We start from the raw sequence: 18,893 nt of genomic DNA, 5'->3' as shown, positions 1-18,893 counted from the left end.
AATATAAAAAAACATAAGCGTATAATGTATATGTTAATAAAATGTTAAGTGTAAGGAGGGGGAACTTTTGAGTAATGAGAGTACGAAGAGAGTACTGTCACACAGAAAGGATTTAAGATTTAAATTGGTTCTAGAAGGTGCTGCTATAGGGCTTTTATGTTCTTTAGTTTTAGTATTAAATAGAATTATTGTCAATTACTTATTTCCACTTTTTAAAAAGCTTTATGCCTGGGCTGCATTAAGCGGTACTAATATGATTATAGTTTTAGTTATTTTAGCTATTTTAGGAGCAATAGTTGGATTTATGGTTAGAATAGAGCCAATGATTTCAGGAAGTGGTATTCCTCAAGTTGAAGGAGAATTAATAGGTAAACTTAAAATGAATTGGCTAAAGATTTTAGTTTATAAGTTCTTAGGTGGAGTAATATCTCTAGGAGCTGGATTATCTTTAGGTAGAGAGGGCCCATCAGTACAAATGGGTGCTGCAATTGGTGAAGGATTTAGTAATAGCCTAAAGAGAATAAATATAGAGAAGAAATATCTAATAACATCAGGTGCTTCAGCAGGACTAGCGGCAGCGTTTAATGCACCTTTATCAGGAGTTATATTTGCTTTAGAAGAGGTCCATAAGAGTTTTTCACCTCTAGTTTTAATTTCTGCAATGGCAGCATCATTAGTATCTGATTTTGTTTCAAAACAATTTTTAGGAATGAATCCTAGTTTAGGAATGGCCAATGTTCCTGTATTACCTTTAAATTATTATTGGGTATTAATAATATTAGGTGTAGTTTTAGGAGTTGGTGGTGCAATATTCTCAAATGGAATTTTGAAAGTACAAAGTATGTATGGAAAGTTTAAAAAGGTTCCTGTAGAGATTAAAGTTATGATTCCTTTCTTACTAACAGGTATATTAGGTATTTTTGCACCTATAATATTAGGTGGTGGACATGAACTTATAATGGATTTAGCAACTAAGAACTTTACAATTAAAATTCTTTTAGCTGTACTTTTAGTGAAATTCTTATTAACAATTATAAGTTTTGGAGCTGGAACACCAGGGGGTATATTCTTCCCATTATTACTTTTAGGTGCAGTAATAGGTAATATAGTTGGAATAATAAGTTGTAATGTATTTGGAGTTCCAAATCAATATATAATAGATTTTATAATATTAGCTATGGCAGGTAACTTTGCTTCAATAGTAAAGGCTCCTATTACAGGGATAATACTTATTACTGAGATGACAGGTTCTTTTGAACATATGTTAGCTTTATCAGTAGTTGTTATAATATCATATGTAACATCAGATTTATTAAAGAGCGAACCAATTTACGAATCTTTATTAGAAAAATGGATAGAAAAAGCTGGATCAGATGTAGAAGAGTCAGCTAATAATAAAACTTTATTAGAGATTGGAGTAGAACTTGGTAGTGATGCTGCTGGAAAAGAAATAAAAGATGTTAAGTGGCCAGAATCAGCTCTTTTAGTTGCAATAAAAAGAGGAAATAATGAAATAATACCTAAAGGATCTGTTGAAATACAGGGTGGGGATTATTTAGTTGTAATGGTTGATGAAAGTAGAGCAAGTTCTGTTTTAGAAGAAGTTCAATTTTTAACATCTGCTAAGGAAGAAATTTAAAGCTGTGAATTATTCACAGCTTTATTTTTTTATGCATAAGTAGGGAAGTAGCGAATATAATCATATTAAGTTTATTATTAAGTATTCTTTGGAGGGTATTATGCATAAAATAAATGAGTGGGCAAAGGAAGTTTATAATCTTTGGGAAGTTGGAGAAGTAGATGAAGAGATTATAAGGGAATGTGAAAAGATTTTAGAAGATATTAGAACAGATGAAATTAAGGTTGATCTTGAAACAGAAGGTCTTTTACTAGAAGTTTGTGATAAATATACAAAATAAAAAATGATGTATCAAACGATGCATCATTTTTTTTATTTAATTAAATTTTATCTTGAACCTTTTTTCTTTTTTTTAATTGAATATCCAAAAGAGCCTAAAGGTTTTGAGTTAAGGCCAAAATACTCACCGTGACTATAAGCCATTAGATTAGCTTTGCTAAAATGAATAGTTCCTTTTTCATCTATAAGGCTTTCATCAACTTTTACGTTAACAACTTCAAATAGGAACATGTCATGTGTACCTAGTGGAGTTATGGATTTAACCTTACACTCTAAAGCTACTGGTGCTTTTTCAATAGATGGAGTATCTATTGCTTCACCTTTACTAAGAGCATATCCAAAGTGCTTTATTTTATCGACTTTCCTTCCAGATTTAACGCCACAAAAATCAACAAATTTAACCATATCCCTAGAAGGTAGGTTTATTACACATTCTCCGCTCTTTTTAATGTATTCATAGGATAATCTTTCCGGTCTTATACCCATAGCTATCATTGGAGGTTTAGTGCAAACTGTACTTACCCAACCTACAGTAAAAGCATTTACTTTATCTTCTTCATTTTTAGAAGTAACAAGAACTACTGGAGTAGGATTTAACATTACACTACCTTTAAAATTAACTTTTCTCATATGTATCTCCTTTAATTTATATTAAATTCTTTATTAGACATAATTTAAGACTTTAAAATTATAACATGAAAAATTTATATGTAAAACTAAGAGAATAATATTTTTAATAAATTAGAGGAATACTATCTATTATTTAATTTTAGAAAGGATTTTTTTTATGAAGAAGAAAAGTATATTTTTATGTGTAGTTTTTATTTTAGCAAGTTTTATTATGGGTGGAATAGGAGAAAAGGAAATTAAGGCAAAAGAGAAGAGTGAAGTTACAATATGTATTGATGCAGGACATCAAGAAAAAGGAGATAGTAAGCTTGAGCCAATAGCTCCGTGGTCTAGTAACAAAAAGCCAAGAGTATCATCAGGTACTGCAGGAGTGGGAACAAAAAACAGAGAATATGAAGTAAATTTAGAAGTTGCTATGATATTAAAGGAGCTTTTAAATAAAGAAGGATATAATGTAGTTATGACTAGAGAGAAAAATGAGGTTTCCTTAAGTAACAGAGAGAGAGCTGATATAGCAAATAAATCAATGGCGGATATTTCAATAAAGATACATTGTGATGGCTCAAATAACTCAGGTAAAAGGGGTGCTTCAATTTTAATACCTTCCTCTGAAACGAAACAACTTGCAAGTATATATGGAGAAAGTAAAAGATATGGAGAGGTTTTATGTGAAACCTTAAAAGAAAATGGAATAAAAGTTAATGGAGTTTTTGAAAGAAAAGATATGACTGGTTTTAACTGGTCTCAAAGACCAGTAATAATATTAGAAATGGGTTTTATGAGCAATTGGGAAGACGATAGGCTTTTAGGAGATAAATTATATCAGCAAAAAATAGCAGATTTAATAGTTAAATCCTTAGAAAAATATAGAGTTAATTTATAATATAAATTAGCTTAAAAAATTTCGCTTATAAATTAGCTTGAAATTTTAGAAAAAATATAAAAAAGATTATAAAAAATTCACTATGCCTAAGAAAATAATTAAGCATGGTGAATTTTTATATTAAAGAATCTTTTTAAAATAAGTATTTATTTAATTAGAATAGATGGCTATATTAAATAATTATTATTAGTAATGTACATCTATTAGATGAAAGCGTATGTTGTCATTGCTCCATCCTAAATCAAAAGGAACAAGAAGCCTATCAGTATTGTGACAAGTAACTAAAGGATATCCTTTGCTATCTAATCCTGTAACTGTTGATATGTGAGTTATTCGTCCATTCTTCTCATAGGCTACAAAGTCACCAGGTCGTAAATTATAGGCTTCTTTATATACTTCAGAATATTTTCCCTTAGCGATATAAGAAGCACGTCCACTGTGTACCATATAATTTTTAAAAGCTTGAGCATTTACCCATGCTTTGGTTCCTTCACCTTCTGAATAATTCCATGTTGAGTTTTTCTTAAAGCTTCCTCCTTCATGTAGTATTTGAGAGGCAAAGTTAGCACAATCGCCTCCTTGAGGATTGAAATCAGTATATTTTTTATTATAGTTAAATCCAAGTTCATCATCTGCAGCGGCACCACAGTATTCATGAGCATAGTCAATTGCTTTCTGGGTTCTCTCATCAGGAGTATAATCTGGTCTTGTGCTATTTAAAATATAAGATTTTATTTCATCTGATTTTATATTATTTAAATCTAGAGAATCAGCAAAAGGATCTGTGTACCATTCCTTAGTTATAATATATTTATCTCCTTCAGCTTTTAAGTTTAAGTAATGGTAGGTACCTAATCTGAAGGTATTAGTCTTAAGTGGATCGTTTAAGTAATAATATGTAAATTCTGTGGATACTACACATATTATTCCATATAAATCTTTTTCTCTTTCCTTAGCTTTATTTACTTGAATCTTTGATCTTATATCATTAAATACAACTCCTTGTTTTTGAGACCAGTTATTTAAATATTCGACTTTTTTACTTTCACTTTCATAAGCCCAAAGACTAGGTTTTTTTTGTAAATCATAAAATTTCTTTAATTCTTCTAAATCATTATTTAGTATTGCTATATTTCTATTTTTAAATAAATCTTGAATAACAACTTCAAATTTAGTTTTTAATTCCTCATCTTCTTTTTTATCTGGTTCCTTTAATAAATTTATTGCTTCAGTGAAATCAGAATTATTTTTCTTATTTAAAGACACATATATAGATAAGCTTAATATGACTATTAATATTATAGATGTTAATAAAAGTACTTTGCGTTTTTTTAGCATTAATATCCTCCTAGTTAATACATAATTCAATAATGTATATGATAAATAATAAGAAAAAATAATAATTAAAATCAAAATATTAGTTTAATAAAGTATATATGCTTTTAAATTTAAAAGAATGTTGATAAAATTAATATGTAATATGAAAGTAAAGGAGAATTACATAGGATGAAATTAATTAAAGGAAAAGTTCCATTTATAAGAAGTATTTTTGGATGTTTTATCTTTCCCCTTGTAATAGGGTATTTTTATACATACCTTAATCCAAGTTGGTTTGTAACTAATCAATGGATTGGAGTTGTAGCCGGAGTTTTACTTATAGCTAGAGGTGTCTTTGAGGAAGTTATGGCAAAAAATAAAAAAAATGCAAAGTATAGCTTTTTTTGTGGAGGAATAATAATTCTTTATGTAATAGCTAGACAATTTGGAATATTATAATAATTAATATTGAGTGTAAATATAATTTTTAGTATTTTATTTTCTTAAAAAGATGAGATAATATTAAAGAATAATAATTTAAACTTAAAAGAAATGGCATAGTAATTCTATGTCATTTCTTTTTTTATAAATTTAAATAAATTACATGTACATTGGAAATAAATAAATTAAGATGAATTTTAAAAGTATTATAATGAGAGCGTTTTATATAAAAAACCTTTAAAAATTAGTTTTTTCTAAGTAGTATTATATCTGCATATATTGATTTTAAAGAATAAATACTTATTAATATTAGTAAACTTTTTAATAAAGGGTAATTATGGTACAATTATTAAAATAAACATATTAATAAAATTGCTTTCCATAGGAGTGTGAAAAATGAATTTTAAAGAGAATAATATTTATAGTGGATTTAAACTTTTAAACATAGAAAACTTAGAAGAAATAGGTGGAGTCGGATTAACATTTGAACATGAAAAAACTAAGGCTAAGCTTATAAAAATATTAAGTGAAGATGATAATAAATGCTTTGCAATAGGATTTAGAACTCCTCCAGAAAATAGTACTGGAGTTCCTCATATTTTAGAGCATTCAGTTTTATGTGGATCTAGAAAGTTCAATACTAAAGAACCTTTTGTAGAGCTTTTAAAAGGATCATTAAATACATTCTTAAATGCTATGACATATCCAGATAAAACAATATATCCAGTAGCATCAAGAAACGAAAAAGATTTTATGAATCTTATGGATGTATATTTAGATGCAGTATTATATCCCAATATATATAAGCATAAAGAAATATTTATGCAAGAAGGATGGCATTATTATATAGAAAATAAGAAGGATGAATTAAAATATAATGGTGTTGTTTATAATGAGATGAAGGGAGCGTATTCATCTCCAGATTCTTTATTATACAGAAAAATTCCTGCAACAATATATCCAGATACTTGTTATGCATTATCTTCAGGTGGAGATCCTGATGAAATACCTAACTTAACTTATGAAGAGTTTTTAGCTTTTCATGAAAAATACTATCATCCATCCAATTCCTATATTTTCTTATATGGTAACGGAGATACAGAAAATGAATTAGAATTTATAAATAATGAGTATTTAAAAGACTTTGAATATAGAAATATAGATTCAGAAATAAAGAAACAAAAACCTTTTAAAGAAATGAAAGAAGAGAGTTTTACTTATGGAGTAGCTGAAAGCGAAGATTTAAATCATAAGAGTTATTATAGTCTAAACTTTGTAATAGGAGATGCTACAGATAGTGAAAAGGGATTAGCATTTGATGTTTTAGCTTATCTTTTAACAAGAAGTACAGCGGCTCCTTTAAAGAAAGCTTTAATAGATGCTGGTATAGGAAAAGCTGTATCTGGCGATTTTGATAATTCAACTAAACAATCAGCATTTACTGTTTTAGTTAAGAATGCAGATCTTAATAAGGAAGAAGAGTTTAAAAAGGTTGTAATGGATACTTTAAAGGAATTAGTTGAAAATGGTATAGACAAAGAACTTATAGAGGCTTCAATAAATAGAGTAGAATTTGAACTAAGAGAGGGAGACTATGGTTCTTACCCAAGTGGATTAATTTATTATTTAAAGGTAATGGATAGTTGGCTTTATGATGGAAAGCCATACGTTCATTTAAAATATGAGAAAGATCTTGAAAAAGTAAAGACTGCTTTAACAAGCAACTATTTTGAAAAATTAATTGAAGAATACATGCTTAATAATACGCATTCTTCACTTGTTTCACTACATCCTGAAAGAGGAATAAATGAAAAGAAATTAGAGGAATTAAAGAAAAAATTAGAAGACATAAAAAATAGTTTTGATGAAAAAACTTTAGATGAAATAATAAACAACTGTAAGAAGTTAAAGGAAAGACAAAGCACACCGGATAAAAAGGAAGATTTAGAGAGCATTCCTATGTTATCTTTAGAGGATATAAACAAAGATGCTACAAAAATTCCTATGGAAGAAAAAGAGATAGAGGGAATTAAAACATTACATCACGACTTCCATACTAATAAAATAGATTATGTTAATTTCTTCTTTAATACAAGTAGTGTTCACCAGGACTTAATACCTTATGTTGGATTACTATGTGACATACTAGGTAAATGTGGAACAGAAAAATACGATTATTCTAAATTATCAAATGCAATAAATATAAATACAGGTGGAATAAGTTTTGGTGCTATAACCTTTGCTAACTTAAAAGAAAATAATGCCTTTAGACCGTATTTAGAAATTTCATATAAAGCATTAAGCAGTAAGACTAATAAAGCTATAGAATTAGTTGAAGAGATTTTAAATCACACTGATTTAGATGATATGGATAGAGTTATGCAACTAATCAGAGAAAAGAGAGCTAGATTAGAAGGTGCTATTTTTGATAGTGGCCATAGAATAGCCATGAAAAAGGTTTTATCATATTGCACAAGTAGAGGAGCTTATGATGAAAAAATAAGTGGATTAGATTACTATGATTTCTTAGTTAGCATAGATGATGATAGTAAAAAGTCAATTTTATCAGAAAGATTAAAAAAGGTAAGAGAGTTAATATTTAATAAGGAAAATATGCTTATAAGCTATTCAGGCAAAGAAGAAGAGTATGAAAACTTTAAAGAAGAAGTCAAGTATTTAATAGATAAAATAAAAGATGAAAAATTTGATAAAGTAGATTATAAGTTCGATTTAGGAAATAAAAATGAAGGACTTTTAACTCAAGGAAATGTACAATATGTAGCTAAAGGTGGTAATTATAAAGCTGATGAATACAAATATTCAGGTGCCTTATCACTATTAGAAAGCATTTTAGGATTTGATTATTTATGGAATACTGTAAGAGTTAAAGGTGGAGCCTATGGAGTATTTTCTAATTTTAGGAGAGATGGTGGAGCTTATATAGTTTCATATAGAGATCCTAATATTGTAGAGACATTAAAGGCTTATGATAATATACCTAATTATTTAGAAAATTTTGAAGCTGATGAAAGAGAAATGACAAAATATATTATAGGTACAATAAGGAAATATGATCAACCTTTAAGCAATGGAATAAAAGGAGATATAGCAGTTTCATATTATTTAAGTAACTTTAGCTATGAGGAGCTACAAAAGGAAAGAGAAGAAATAATAAATGCAAATATTGAAAAAATCAAGAGTTTTGCACCTATGGTTAAGGATTTAATGAAAGAAGAATATATTTGCGTGTTAGGAAATCAAGAGAAAATAAAAGAAAATAGAAATTTATTTAATAATATTAAAAAGGCTATAAAATAAGCCATATTCAATAAATTATTATAACTAAAATAAAGCAAGTATAAGACCTTACTAAATTTGATGATTTTTTATTATTATAATTGAAAAATTAGAATAATAAAAAAATTATTTAGTAAGGTCTTTTAATTTTAAATTAAACTTAAAAAATTAAAAATATAAAAATAAAATATGATATAATATTATTTATTGTACATAGAAAGGAAGACGGACATAAATGGATTTTGTTGCAATAGACTTTGAAACTGCTAACGAGAAAAGAAATAGTGCTTGTTCTATTGGATTGACTATTGTTAAAAATAATGAGGTTGTAGAGGAAAAATATTTTTTGATAAAACCTTGTGAAATGAGATTTCAGCCTATGAATATATGGATACATGGAATCAGACCAGAGGATGTAGAAAAAGAAAAGACCTTTGATGAAATTTGGAAAGAAATAAAGGATTATATAGATGGCAATTTAGTAATTGCCCACAATGCAGCTTTTGATATTAGTGTACTTAGAAAAACTTTAGATTTTTATAATATATCTTATCCAGACTTTGAATATGCTTGTACTGTTGTTATGGCAAAAAATTATTATAAAAATTTACCAAATCATAAATTAGGAACTGTCAGTGAAGCTTTAGGCTTTGAATTTTCTCATCACCATGCAGGAGAGGATGCTAAAGCCTGTGCTAATATACTTATTAACATATGTAAAGACTTGGAGATTAACTCTGTTGAAGAGCTTTCAGATAAGCTTGCAATTAGAATAGGAGCTGTTTATGATAAGGGATATAAGCCTTCAGGGAAAAAGGGAGAATGTAGGTATTCGAGTAATCTAAAATTTAAAGAAGATAAAAAAGAAGGAAAATCTTCTTTAAAATGCAAGAGTGTAGTTTTTACTGGTCCTTTAAGCTCAATGTCTAGAGAGGAAGCTATAGGCAATGTAATAAGATGTGGAGGATCTGTTTCTAGTTCCGTTAGTAAAAAAACAAATTATTTAATTACAGGTATTAAAGAATTAGAGAAATTAAAAGAATCTGAAAAGAGTATTAAATTAAAAAAAGCTGAAAAGCTAATAAAAGAAAATTTTGATATTAAGATTATAAGTGAAGAAGAATTTTTATCAATAATAGAGTAAATGAATGGTATCTTATAAAGTTTTGTAAGATACTTTTTTATTATTTCTATTATAATTTTAATAGAAATAACTGAGCAGAATTTTTAATATAATAATACTATAGCAAAAGAAAGGAAGGTTATTATCTTTTCATTTTAGTTGAAGAATTTCTTTATTTAAAGTAAAATTTATTATACTGAAATAAATTAGTAAAATTAATTAATTTATGTAATAATAAATTTAGTTATTAAAGTTAATTAGAAAATTAGAGGTGGTTAAATGGATAAATTATTTACTATAAGTGGAGTGGATTTTTTAGAAAAGGATTTTCAAGATAATATAAATGAATTTCAAGATATAATACCTATAATACAAGATTTTCAAGATGAGTTGAAATTAGAAAAGATAGAGTGTATAGATAAGAATGACTGCTGCTTTAAAACTAAGGAAAACTATATATGCGAGCTTATAGGAGCTTTAACTAAAGATGATGAATTTTATTCGTTAAATGAGTTAAGAAGCGATTATGAGAGATTTAAAGATGAAATGCTATATCCTTTTGGAATACAAGTTTATAAATGTACAGCATGTAATAAATGGATTATAAATTTATTAGAGGAGTAAGCCTTAATATATGGATAAACTAAAGGAGAATATTAAAGAGGTAGGTCATAAAGTTTCTGATTTTTTTAAGAAGGGAAAAAATAAGATTATAAGGGAAAAAGATCCTAAAATAATTATTTTATGTCTTATATCCTTAATTGGAATTATAGTAGTTCTATATGGTAATGTTAGCAGTAAAAGAAGTGATGTTATAGAACAATTAGCTAATTCTTTGAATAAAGGGAATGAAAGAGCTTTAATGAATTTAATAGAAGAGGGGGATATGAATTCAGGAATAACAAAAGAGGAACTAACTCCCTATATTGATTTTTTTAAAGAGGATAAAACTAGAGTAAATAAATTGATTCATTCTCTAGAGAATGGAGAAGAAATATATTCCACAAAATTAGAATCTAGAAAAAGTTTCTGGGGTGAAAAGTGGTATATAGTAATAGAAAAAAAAGATTTACTTGTATCATCAAATTTCCAAGAATCAAGTGTATATTTAAACAATAATTTCATAGGAACAACAAATAGTTCTGGAAGTTTAAAAATTCCTAATTTAATTCCTGGTATTTATAATCTTAAAGTTGAAAAGAAAGCATATAATTCTAACCTTGTGGAAGAAAAAAGCATAATTTTTATGGATGATAATAAAGTAGATATACCTTTAAATGGAACTTTAATTACAGTAAAAAGTAGCTTTGATGATAGTAATGTTTATATAAATGGAGAAGATTCAGGTATAAAGGTTAGGGATTTTAAAGATGTAGGGCCTTTTCCAAAGGATGGCTCAACTTATTTAACTATTAAGTGCAATACTCCTTGGGGAGAAATAGATAGTGAGAAAGTATATATAAAAGATCATCCAGAGATAAAAATAGAATTAGACTTAAAGAATACAGTTATTAAAGATGATGTAGAAAAAGTTGTTAAAGAATTCTATAATAGTGTTTTTCAATCTTTAAATTCAGAAGATAAAAATGATATAAAAGATGCTACAGCTAATGTTAAAGAAAATATATACTCAACATTAAGTCAAAAATATTTCTTTTTAAAGAATGATTATGATATAAGTGATTTACAGATTAAGATGGAAAATAGTTCTATAGAACGTAATCATGGGTTATATGAGGCTAATATTGTTGTTAATGTATCTTATAAAATAAAGAAGAAGATACTAGGAATAGATGTTAAGAGTGATAATGTAGAAAAGAATTTCTTCACAAAGATGAAATATGAAAATGGAAAATGGTTAGTTTATGACGTTCAAGATTTCTCTTTACCTGGAATAGAAGAAAATAATAATAACCAATAAAAATGAAAAAACAGATTGATAATTATCAATCTGTTTTTTTCATTTTTATAGAGTAATAGCAGTATCAAGAGCAACTTCCATCATTTTAGTGAATGTTGTTTGACGTTCTTCAGCAGTAGTTTCCTCCGCTGTTATTAAATGATCACTTATAGTAAGTATTGTTAAAGCATTAACTCCATACTTAGCAGCTAAAGTATATAAAGCCGCAGTTTCCATTTCAACAGCTAAGGTGCCAAATTTAGCCCATTGTTTCCATGCCTCAGGGTTATCATTATAGAAACTATCAGCTGTGAATACACTACCAACTTTAGGGCTATATCCTTTCTCCACAGCAGTATCATAAGCGGCTTTTAAAAGTTTAAATGATGCTGTTGGAGCGAAATCTAAACCGTTAAATCTAACTTTGTTTATTGCAGAATCAGTATGAGATGACATTGCTAAAACTAAATCTCTAACCTTTACATCTTCTTGCATACCGCCAGCAGTACCAACTCTTATTAAATTTTTAACTCCGTAATCTCTTATAAGTTCGTTGACATAAATAGAAATTGAAGGAACTCCCATACCAGTACCTTGAACTGATATTCTTTTTCCTTTATATGTTCCTGTATATCCTAACATGCCTCTAACTTCGTTATAGCAAACTGGATTTTCTAAAAATGTCTCAGCTATAAACTTAGCTCTTAAGGGATCTCCTGGTAATAAAATAGTTTCGGCTATTTGACCTTCTTTTGCACCTATATGAACGCTCATAATGTACCTCCTCGTAATGTAAATGTTTTTGTAAATAAATTTTATCATAAATAGTGAAAAAATGCTAAAAATTATAAAAAATTAAAATTTTATTTAAGTAGTTAAACATTGTTTCTTGTGCTATATTATTAAGTAATAGTAATTTAGTATTATTATTTTATATTATATTTTAAAAAGAAAATAATGAGGTGATAATTTTGTTGAATATAGATAGAAATGAAATTAAGGATACTCCGGAGTATGAAAGCTTTGGTGAAAATGAATTCCCTTTAAAATATCTTAGTGCAGAAGAATTAGAAGAGTTGGGATTCAAAAAAAGTTGTTGTGGAAGTAGAGGAGGATGTCCTAAAAAAGATAATGGAACTTGTGGTGGGTGTTCAAGTGGAAGCTGTTCAGGGGGCGGTTGCTCAAATGGTGGCGGATGTTCAAAAGGGGGAGGATGCTGCAAGAATAAATAAAAAAATACATACTCATATGAGTATGTATTTTTTATTATTATTTTTTCTTTTTAGCAACTTCTATGTTAACAGTTCTTTTATTAAGTTTTTTACCCATTGATTTTTTCATAATGTTGTTTACAGCATCAGCATCAACGTTGGCAAAACAGAAGTTTTCTTTTATATCTATATCTCCAACTTGCTTAGGGCTTATTCTAGCAGTCTCTTTTAAGAAGTTTACAAGAGATTTAGGAGTTATACCATCTCTTCTTCCAACAGACATAAATAATCTAGTTTCATCCATTACAGGTGCTTCTATAGAATTTGAAGTGTACTCAAATGAAGATTCCTTATCAAATACTATTTTTAAAAGTGCAGCTGCAACATCTACTAAGCTATAATCTTCATCTAATTGAGTAGCTATTGGAATGAACTTTTGGAAGTCTTCTGAAGCTTCTTCTATTGTAGATTTTACAGTGTTTATTATGTTATTATGTTTGTTTTGGAATATTTCATCAACTGTAGGAACAGCTTTTCTTACTATTTTACTCTTAGTATGTTTTTGAATTTGCTTAAGCATCATATATTCTTTTGGAGTAACTAAAGAATACGCAACACCTTCTCTGTTAGCTCTACCAGTTCTTCCGATTCTATGTACATAACTTTCATTATCTTGAGGTAAATCGTAGTTTATAACGTGAGTTACACTTTCAACATCGATTCCTCTAGCCGCAACATCAGTAGCAACTAAGAAGTCTAAGCTTCCTTCTTTGAATTTTCTTAAAGTTTGAAGTCTATGGTTTTGGCTCATATCTCCGTGCATTCCTTCAACCATATATCCTCTAGCTTGCATTTTTTCTACAACTTCATCAACGCCTTTTTTAGTTTTGCAGAAAATTATTGCAGCATTTGGTTCATCAAAATCTAAAACTCTACAAAGTGTTTCGAATCTATCTCTATGTTTTATTTCAAAATAAAATTGTTCTATTTTTGAAACTGTTAAAGAACTTTTCTTTATTGCGATGTGCTTAGTATCTTCTTTCATATAGTTTTTAGCTAATTTTTTTATTTGTGGAGGCATAGTAGCAGAGAATAAAAGTGTTTGTCTATCAGTGCTTAATGATTTAACAATCTCTTCTAAATCATCAATGAATCCCATGTTTAGCATTTCATCAGCTTCATCTAATACTAGGAATCCTATATCGTTAAGAGGTAAACTCTTTCTTCTTATTAAGTCTAATACTCTACCAGGTGTTCCAACTACTATATCAACACCATTTCTTAAAGCTCTAATCTGTCTATCTATTGGTTGACCACCGTATATTGGTAAAACAGAAAGTCTTTCGTGCTTACCAAGTCTTACAAGTTCTTCATTAACTTGTATAGCAAGCTCTCTAGTCGGTGCTAAAATAAGTGCTTTAGGAGTTTTCTTTTTTCCAGAAAAATCAGCATTGTTTATTATAGCGCATCCAAAAGCAGCTGTTTTACCAGTACCAGTTTGAGCTTGACCGATTATATCGTGTCCTTCTAGGGCTACAGGAATACTCTCAGCTTGTATTTGAGATGGTTCTTCAAATCCCATATCTTTTATAGCTTTAAGTAAGCTTTCCTTAAGACCTAAGTCATCAAATTTTATATTGTTCATTCTTTATCCTCTTTCTTTTCGTGTATTTTAGTTTTTAAATTTATTTTATTTTTAAAAAATTCTCACAATCAAACAAAGCTTATCATAACATAGTATCTCCATATAAGCAAATGATATTATTTAAAATAAGAATTAAAAAGTTTATTTAAATGTTTACTATAGGTTATAATATTATAAATTAAGAAGGAGAGTGAGGAATAGATTTGAAAATAGGAATTTCTTCAGCATGTTTTTATCCAGATTTTGAATTAGAAAAATCTATTAAGATAATGAAAGGATTGGATTTCGATACAGGAGAATTGTTTTTAAATACTTACTATGAATATAGTGATGAATTTTTATTCAAGTTAATAGAAGAAAAAGAGAAAAATAATTTTAATATAAAATCAGTACATTTTTTTTCATCTATGTACGAGCCTTATTTATTTGATGATTATAAAAGAAGAAGAAAAGATGCCTTAGACATATATAAAAATATATGTAAAGCAACCAATAAGTTAGGAGCTTCATCTTATACTTTTCATGGTATGAGAAAAAGAGAACTAGATCTTATTAATAAGAAAGAAGTTTTAGAAATATATAATGAATTAGCTTATATAGCTAGAGAAAACAATATATATTTATCTCAAGAAAATGTTTCTTGGTGTATGTCATCAGAGGTGAAATTTTTAGAGTTTTTAAAAAACAATATAAAATATGATATTAAATTTACTTGTGATATAAAACAAGCATATAAAAGTAATAAAAGTCCTCTTGATTATCTTGATATTATGGGAAATGATTTGGTTAATTTTCATATAAATGATAGAGATGAAAAAAGTATTTGTTTACTTCCAGGAAAGGGAATAGTTGATTACAAACCTATATTTGAAAAACTAAGCAATATAGGATATAAAGGACCATTAGTAATTGAAGTTTATAGAGAGAATTTTAAAAGATATGAAGAATTAAAAGATGTCAAATATTTTATAGAAAAAAATCTACTAGTATGGTAAAATGTATAAATGTAAGAATAAAATTAAAGAAATATTTGATAAAAAAAGAAATTATATGTTATAATTGCCTAGGTTAATTCATAAAAAGATGAATTAAAAGGCTATTTACAGGAGGAATATACAATGGAAGCTAAAATGAACAAAATAGACACAAATGTTGTAGAATTAGAAATTAAAGTTGATGCTAAAGACTTTGCTGAGGCATTAAAGAAGTCTTACAATAAAAACTCAAAGAAGTTTAACATACCAGGATTCAGAAAAGGAAAAGTTCCAATGAACATGGTTAAAAAATTCTATGGAGTAGAAGTTTTATTTGATGATGCAATAAACACTTGTATAGATAAAACTTATGGAGTTGCTTTAGAAGAAAACGACATAAGACCAGTTGATTATCCACAAATCGAAGTAGTTGAAGTTGGAGAAGGAAAAGACTTAGTTTACAAAGCTAAAGTTACTACTTATCCAGAAGTTACTTTAGGAGACTACAAAGGATTAGAAGTTGAAGAAGTATCTTACGAAGTTAAAGACGAAGATATCGAAAAACAATTAGCTGATATGCAAGCTAGAAATGCTAGAGTTGAAACTAAAGAAGAAGGAACAGTTGAAAACGGAAATATCGCTGTTATAGATTTCAAAGGATTCATCGATGATGTAGCATTCGAAGGTGGAGAAGGAAAAGATTATCCATTAGAAATAGGTTCAGGAAGTTTCATAGATAACTTCGAAGAGCAATTAGTTGGATTAAAAGCTGGAGAAAGCAAAGATGTTAATGTAACATTCCCAGAATCTTATGGAAAAGAAGATTTAAACGGAAAACCAGCTAAATTCGAAGTAACTGTAAAAGAAATAAAAGTTAAAGAATTACCAGCTTTAGATGATGAGTTTGCTAAAGAAGTTTCAGAGTTCGATACTTTAGAAGAATTAAAAGCTGACTTAAAAGAAAAAGCTGTAAAAGCTAACGAATTAAGAGCTAAGAGAGAAATGGAAGAAAAAGTTATAAACGCTGTAGTTGATAACGCAACAGTAGAAATTCCAGAAGCTATGATAAACAGAGAAGTTGAAAACATGGTAAGAGATTTAGAAATGAGATTAGGACAACAAGGACTAAGCTTAGAGCAATACTATGAGTTCACTGGAAGTACTGAAGACAAAATGAAGTCTTACATGAAAGAGAACGCTGAGAGAAAAGTTAAAACTGACTTAGTTATGAATGCTATAACTAAAGCAGAAGCTATAGAAGCTACTGAAGAAGAGTTAAAAGCAAAAGCTGAAGAAGTTGCTAAAATGTACTCAAACGGAGCAGAAACAGAAAAAATGGTTGAGCTTTTATTAAACGCTCAAAAAGAAGCTTTAGAGTTAGATGTTAAAAGAGAGAAAACTTTAAAAATGTTATTTGAATCTTTAAAATAATAAAATAAACAAACTTTCAGATAATTGCCAGGAAGTATTTCTTGGCAATTATTTTAAAATTAAAAGTTTATTTGAAAAAGAAACAATTAACAAATCACTATTTTTTTTATATAATAATTATGATAATGTATGTTTTAGTGAGAAATATGGCAATATTATAATTAGAGTTTTTAAAAGGAGGGAATTTCATGAGCAATTTAGTACCTATGGTAATTGAACAAACAAGCAAAGGTGAAAGAAGTTACGATATATTCTCAAGATTATTAAAAGATAGAATAATAATGTTAAGTGGAGAGGTTAATGATGTAACAGCTAACCTTGTTGTTGCACAATTATTATTCTTAGAAAGTGAAGATCCAGATAAAGATATACATCTTTACATAAATTCGCCAGGTGGTTCTATAACTTCAGGTATGGCAATTTATGATACTATGCAATATATAAAACCTGATGTATCTACAATCTGTATCGGTATGGCTGCTTCCATGGGAGCATTCTTATTATCTTCAGGTGCAAAAGGAAAAAGATTTGCATTACCAAATGCTGAAATAATGATACACCAACCTTTAGGTGGATTCCAAGGTCAAGCAACTGATATAGATATTCATGCTAAGAGAATATTAAAGATAAAAGATAAATTAAATCAAGTATTAAGTGAAAATACAAATCAACCTCTTGAAAAAATAAAGGTAGATGTTGAGAGAGATTATTTCATGGAAGCATCAGAAGCTGTAGAATATGGATTAATAGATAAAGTTATAGAAAGAAAATAATCTACAACTTAAATCTTATTGAAAGTTGAGGTGGATGAGATGGGAAAATTCGAAGATAAAAAGCAATTAAGATGTTCTTTTTGTGGTAAAAATCAGGAACAGGTTAAGAGATTAATCGCAGGTCCTGGTGTATATATATGTGATGAATGTATAGAACTTTGTTCAGAAATTATAGAAGATGAATTTGAGGGAAATACACAAACATCACCATTAGAAGCAAGTAATCTTCCAAAGCCACAAGAAATTAAAGACTATTTAGATCAATATGTAGTTGGCCAAGAGAGATCTAAAAAGTCTTTAGCAGTAGCAGTTTATAATCACTATAAGAGAATAAATGCTAATAAGGCAGAAGATGACGTTGAACTACAAAAAAGTAACATACTTTTATTAGGTCCTACTGGTTCAGGTAAGACATTACTTGCACAAACTCTTGCTAAGATGTTAAATGTTCCATTTGCTATTGCTGATGCTACAACATTAACAGAAGCAGGATATGTTGGTGAAGACGTTGAAAATATACTTTTAAAGCTAATTCAAAATGCAGATTATGATGTTGAGAGAGCTGAAAAAGGTATAATATATATAGATGAGATAGATAAGATTGCTAGAAAATCAGAAAATCCATCTATTACAAGAGATGTTTCAGGAGAAGGTGTTCAACAAGCCTTACTAAAAATATTAGAAGGAACAACAGCTTCAGTACCACCACAGGGTGGAAGAAAGCATCCTCATCAAGAGTTTATACAAATTAATACTTCAAATATATTATTTATTTGTGGTGGAGCTTTTGATGGAATAGATAAAATAATAGAAAAAAGAGGCACTAAGAGTTCTATAGGATTTGGCGCTGAAGTTAAAGGGAAAAGCGAAAAAAATGTTGGAGAACTTTTAAAGGATATAATGCCTGGAGATTTATTAAAATTCGGATTAATTCCAGAATTTGTTGGTAGATTACCAGTTCTAGTAACTTTAGAAGCTCTAGATAATGAAGCTCTAGTAAGTATTTTAACTAAGCCAAAGAATGCTTTAGTTAAACAATACAAGAAGTTATTTGAGCTTGATAATGTAAAGCTAGACTTTACAGAAGAGGCATTGAAAGCTATTGCTGACGAAGCTATAAATAGAAAAACCGGTGCTAGAGGATTAAGAGCTATAGTAGAAGAAACTATGATGGATATAATGTTTGAAATACCATCAGAAGAAAGTATAGTGAAAGCTACTATAACAGAAGAAACAATAAAAGATAGAAAAGAGCCTGAAGTTGAGAAACTTCCAGAAGGAGAAGTTAGACCAACTTTAAGAACTGAAAAGAAAAGTAAAAGTAGAAAAGATATAGAAACTGCTTAGTAA

17 protein-coding genes are annotated in these 18,893 nt (G+C 28.3%); 13 read left to right on the top strand and 4 right to left on the bottom strand.

Features of this window, described 5'->3' with window-relative positions; all coding sequences use genetic code 11:
* Positions 1-67 precede the first annotated feature (67 nt).
* Both AC2A4K_RS10260 and AC2A4K_RS10255 read left to right on the top strand, forming a co-directional pair.
* Positions 68-1,639: a ClC family H(+)/Cl(-) exchange transporter gene (locus tag AC2A4K_RS10260; protein ID WP_322502395.1), complete on the top strand. Its 1,572-nt coding sequence runs from the start codon at positions 68-70 to the stop codon at positions 1,637-1,639.
* 100 nt (positions 1,640-1,739) lie between these two features.
* On the top strand, positions 1,740-1,919 hold the full coding sequence (locus AC2A4K_RS10255) for a hypothetical protein (RefSeq protein ID WP_322502394.1): 180 nt from the start codon (positions 1,740-1,742) through the stop codon (positions 1,917-1,919).
* Positions 1,920-1,966: 47 nt separating this feature from the next.
* Here the strand turns inward: AC2A4K_RS10255 and AC2A4K_RS10250 are convergent, their stop codons facing one another.
* The gene (locus AC2A4K_RS10250) at positions 1,967-2,548 is read right to left on the bottom strand and encodes a flavin reductase family protein (RefSeq protein WP_322502393.1); all 582 of its coding nucleotides are present in this window, start codon (positions 2,546-2,548) and stop codon (positions 1,967-1,969) included.
* Between the two features lie 157 nt (positions 2,549-2,705).
* Here AC2A4K_RS10250 and AC2A4K_RS10245 point away from each other — a divergent pair, with 157 nt between their 5' ends.
* Positions 2,706-3,431 carry an N-acetylmuramoyl-L-alanine amidase gene (locus tag AC2A4K_RS10245; RefSeq protein ID WP_322502392.1) on the top strand — a complete coding sequence of 242 codons (726 nt, stop codon included), beginning with the start codon at positions 2,706-2,708 and terminating at the stop codon, positions 3,429-3,431.
* 186 nt (positions 3,432-3,617) lie between these two features.
* Here AC2A4K_RS10245 and AC2A4K_RS10240 read toward each other — a convergent pair whose 3' ends face one another.
* The gene (locus AC2A4K_RS10240; RefSeq protein WP_322502391.1) at positions 3,618-4,769 is read right to left on the bottom strand and encodes an amidase domain-containing protein; all 1,152 of its coding nucleotides are present in this window, start codon (positions 4,767-4,769) and stop codon (positions 3,618-3,620) included.
* 168 nt (positions 4,770-4,937) lie between these two features.
* On the opposite strand from AC2A4K_RS10240, the gene AC2A4K_RS10235 reads away from it, so the two are divergent.
* The 5 genes from AC2A4K_RS10235 to AC2A4K_RS10215 all read left to right on the top strand — a co-directional run bounded on the left by AC2A4K_RS10235 (position 4,938) and on the right by AC2A4K_RS10215 (position 11,530).
* Positions 4,938-5,207: a hypothetical protein gene (locus tag AC2A4K_RS10235; RefSeq protein ID WP_322502390.1), complete on the top strand. Its 270-nt coding sequence runs from the start codon at positions 4,938-4,940 to the stop codon at positions 5,205-5,207.
* A 378-nt stretch (positions 5,208-5,585) separates the two neighbouring features.
* Complete coding sequence (locus AC2A4K_RS10230; protein ID WP_322502389.1) at positions 5,586-8,507, top strand: insulinase family protein; 2,922 nt, start codon at positions 5,586-5,588, stop codon at positions 8,505-8,507.
* A gap of 214 nt (positions 8,508-8,721) precedes the next feature.
* Positions 8,722-9,630 (top strand): exonuclease domain-containing protein, encoded by a 909-nt coding sequence (locus tag AC2A4K_RS10225; RefSeq protein ID WP_322502388.1) that lies wholly within the window; start codon positions 8,722-8,724, stop codon positions 9,628-9,630.
* A gap of 258 nt (positions 9,631-9,888) precedes the next feature.
* On the top strand, positions 9,889-10,233 hold the full coding sequence (locus AC2A4K_RS10220) for a hypothetical protein (RefSeq protein WP_322502387.1): 345 nt from the start codon (positions 9,889-9,891) through the stop codon (positions 10,231-10,233).
* Positions 10,234-10,243: 10 nt separating this feature from the next.
* Positions 10,244-11,530: a TcaA 3rd/4th domain-containing protein gene (locus AC2A4K_RS10215; protein WP_322502386.1), complete on the top strand. Its 1,287-nt coding sequence runs from the start codon at positions 10,244-10,246 to the stop codon at positions 11,528-11,530.
* Positions 11,531-11,575: 45 nt separating this feature from the next.
* On the opposite strand, the gene deoD is transcribed toward AC2A4K_RS10215, so the two are convergent.
* Positions 11,576-12,283, bottom strand: a complete 708-nt coding sequence (deoD, locus tag AC2A4K_RS10210) for a purine-nucleoside phosphorylase (RefSeq protein ID WP_322502385.1) — start codon at positions 12,281-12,283, stop codon at positions 11,576-11,578.
* A 200-nt stretch (positions 12,284-12,483) separates the two neighbouring features.
* Between deoD and AC2A4K_RS10205 the strand changes: the two genes are divergently transcribed.
* A complete protein-coding gene (locus tag AC2A4K_RS10205) occupies positions 12,484-12,741 on the top strand; it encodes a hypothetical protein (protein ID WP_322502384.1) in 258 nt (85 codons plus the stop codon).
* Between the two features lie 37 nt (positions 12,742-12,778).
* Here the strand turns inward: AC2A4K_RS10205 and AC2A4K_RS10200 are convergent, their stop codons facing one another.
* The gene (locus AC2A4K_RS10200; protein ID WP_322502383.1) at positions 12,779-14,365 is read right to left on the bottom strand and encodes a DEAD/DEAH box helicase; all 1,587 of its coding nucleotides are present in this window, start codon (positions 14,363-14,365) and stop codon (positions 12,779-12,781) included.
* 203 nt (positions 14,366-14,568) lie between these two features.
* Here AC2A4K_RS10200 and AC2A4K_RS10195 point away from each other — a divergent pair, with 203 nt between their 5' ends.
* From AC2A4K_RS10195 to clpX, 4 genes are all read left to right on the top strand, one after another.
* Complete coding sequence (locus AC2A4K_RS10195; RefSeq protein ID WP_322502382.1) at positions 14,569-15,360, top strand: sugar phosphate isomerase/epimerase family protein; 792 nt, start codon at positions 14,569-14,571, stop codon at positions 15,358-15,360.
* Between the two features lie 123 nt (positions 15,361-15,483).
* Positions 15,484-16,770: a trigger factor gene (tig, locus tag AC2A4K_RS10190; RefSeq protein WP_322502381.1), complete on the top strand. Its 1,287-nt coding sequence runs from the start codon at positions 15,484-15,486 to the stop codon at positions 16,768-16,770.
* A gap of 188 nt (positions 16,771-16,958) precedes the next feature.
* Entirely contained in the window at positions 16,959-17,543 is a 585-nt protein-coding gene (gene clpP / locus AC2A4K_RS10185) for an ATP-dependent Clp endopeptidase proteolytic subunit ClpP (RefSeq protein ID WP_322502380.1), read from the top strand.
* A gap of 39 nt (positions 17,544-17,582) precedes the next feature.
* Positions 17,583-18,890, top strand: a complete 1,308-nt coding sequence (gene clpX / locus AC2A4K_RS10180; RefSeq protein ID WP_322502379.1) for an ATP-dependent Clp protease ATP-binding subunit ClpX — start codon at positions 17,583-17,585, stop codon at positions 18,888-18,890.
* The last annotated feature ends 3 nt before the right edge of the window (positions 18,891-18,893 follow it).

The sequence above is a fragment of the Clostridium sp. LIBA-8841 genome, from assembly GCF_057782475.1.
Note: the sequence above shows the minus strand (reverse complement) of the source record. Positions and strands in the feature narration are given on the sequence as shown.

Coding starts and splice junctions, on each gene's coding strand:
- AC2A4K_RS10230 (WP_322502389.1), top strand. CDS start 5,586: ATGAATTTTAAAGAGAATAATATTTATAGTGGATTTAAACTTTTAAAC.
- clpP (WP_322502380.1), top strand. CDS start 16,959: ATGAGCAATTTAGTACCTATGGTAATTGAACAAACAAGCAAAGGTGAA.
- clpX (WP_322502379.1), top strand. CDS start 17,583: ATGGGAAAATTCGAAGATAAAAAGCAATTAAGATGTTCTTTTTGTGGT.
- AC2A4K_RS10245 (WP_322502392.1), top strand. CDS start 2,706: ATGAAGAAGAAAAGTATATTTTTATGTGTAGTTTTTATTTTAGCAAGT.
- AC2A4K_RS10235 (WP_322502390.1), top strand. CDS start 4,938: ATGAAATTAATTAAAGGAAAAGTTCCATTTATAAGAAGTATTTTTGGA.
- AC2A4K_RS10250 (WP_322502393.1), bottom strand. CDS start 2,548: ATGAGAAAAGTTAATTTTAAAGGTAGTGTAATGTTAAATCCTACTCCA.
- AC2A4K_RS10215 (WP_322502386.1), top strand. CDS start 10,244: ATGGATAAACTAAAGGAGAATATTAAAGAGGTAGGTCATAAAGTTTCT.
- AC2A4K_RS10200 (WP_322502383.1), bottom strand. CDS start 14,365: ATGAACAATATAAAATTTGATGACTTAGGTCTTAAGGAAAGCTTACTT.
- deoD (WP_322502385.1), bottom strand. CDS start 12,283: ATGAGCGTTCATATAGGTGCAAAAGAAGGTCAAATAGCCGAAACTATT.
- tig (WP_322502381.1), top strand. CDS start 15,484: ATGGAAGCTAAAATGAACAAAATAGACACAAATGTTGTAGAATTAGAA.
- AC2A4K_RS10220 (WP_322502387.1), top strand. CDS start 9,889: ATGGATAAATTATTTACTATAAGTGGAGTGGATTTTTTAGAAAAGGAT.
- AC2A4K_RS10225 (WP_322502388.1), top strand. CDS start 8,722: ATGGATTTTGTTGCAATAGACTTTGAAACTGCTAACGAGAAAAGAAAT.
- AC2A4K_RS10240 (WP_322502391.1), bottom strand. CDS start 4,769: ATGCTAAAAAAACGCAAAGTACTTTTATTAACATCTATAATATTAATA.
- AC2A4K_RS10255 (WP_322502394.1), top strand. CDS start 1,740: ATGCATAAAATAAATGAGTGGGCAAAGGAAGTTTATAATCTTTGGGAA.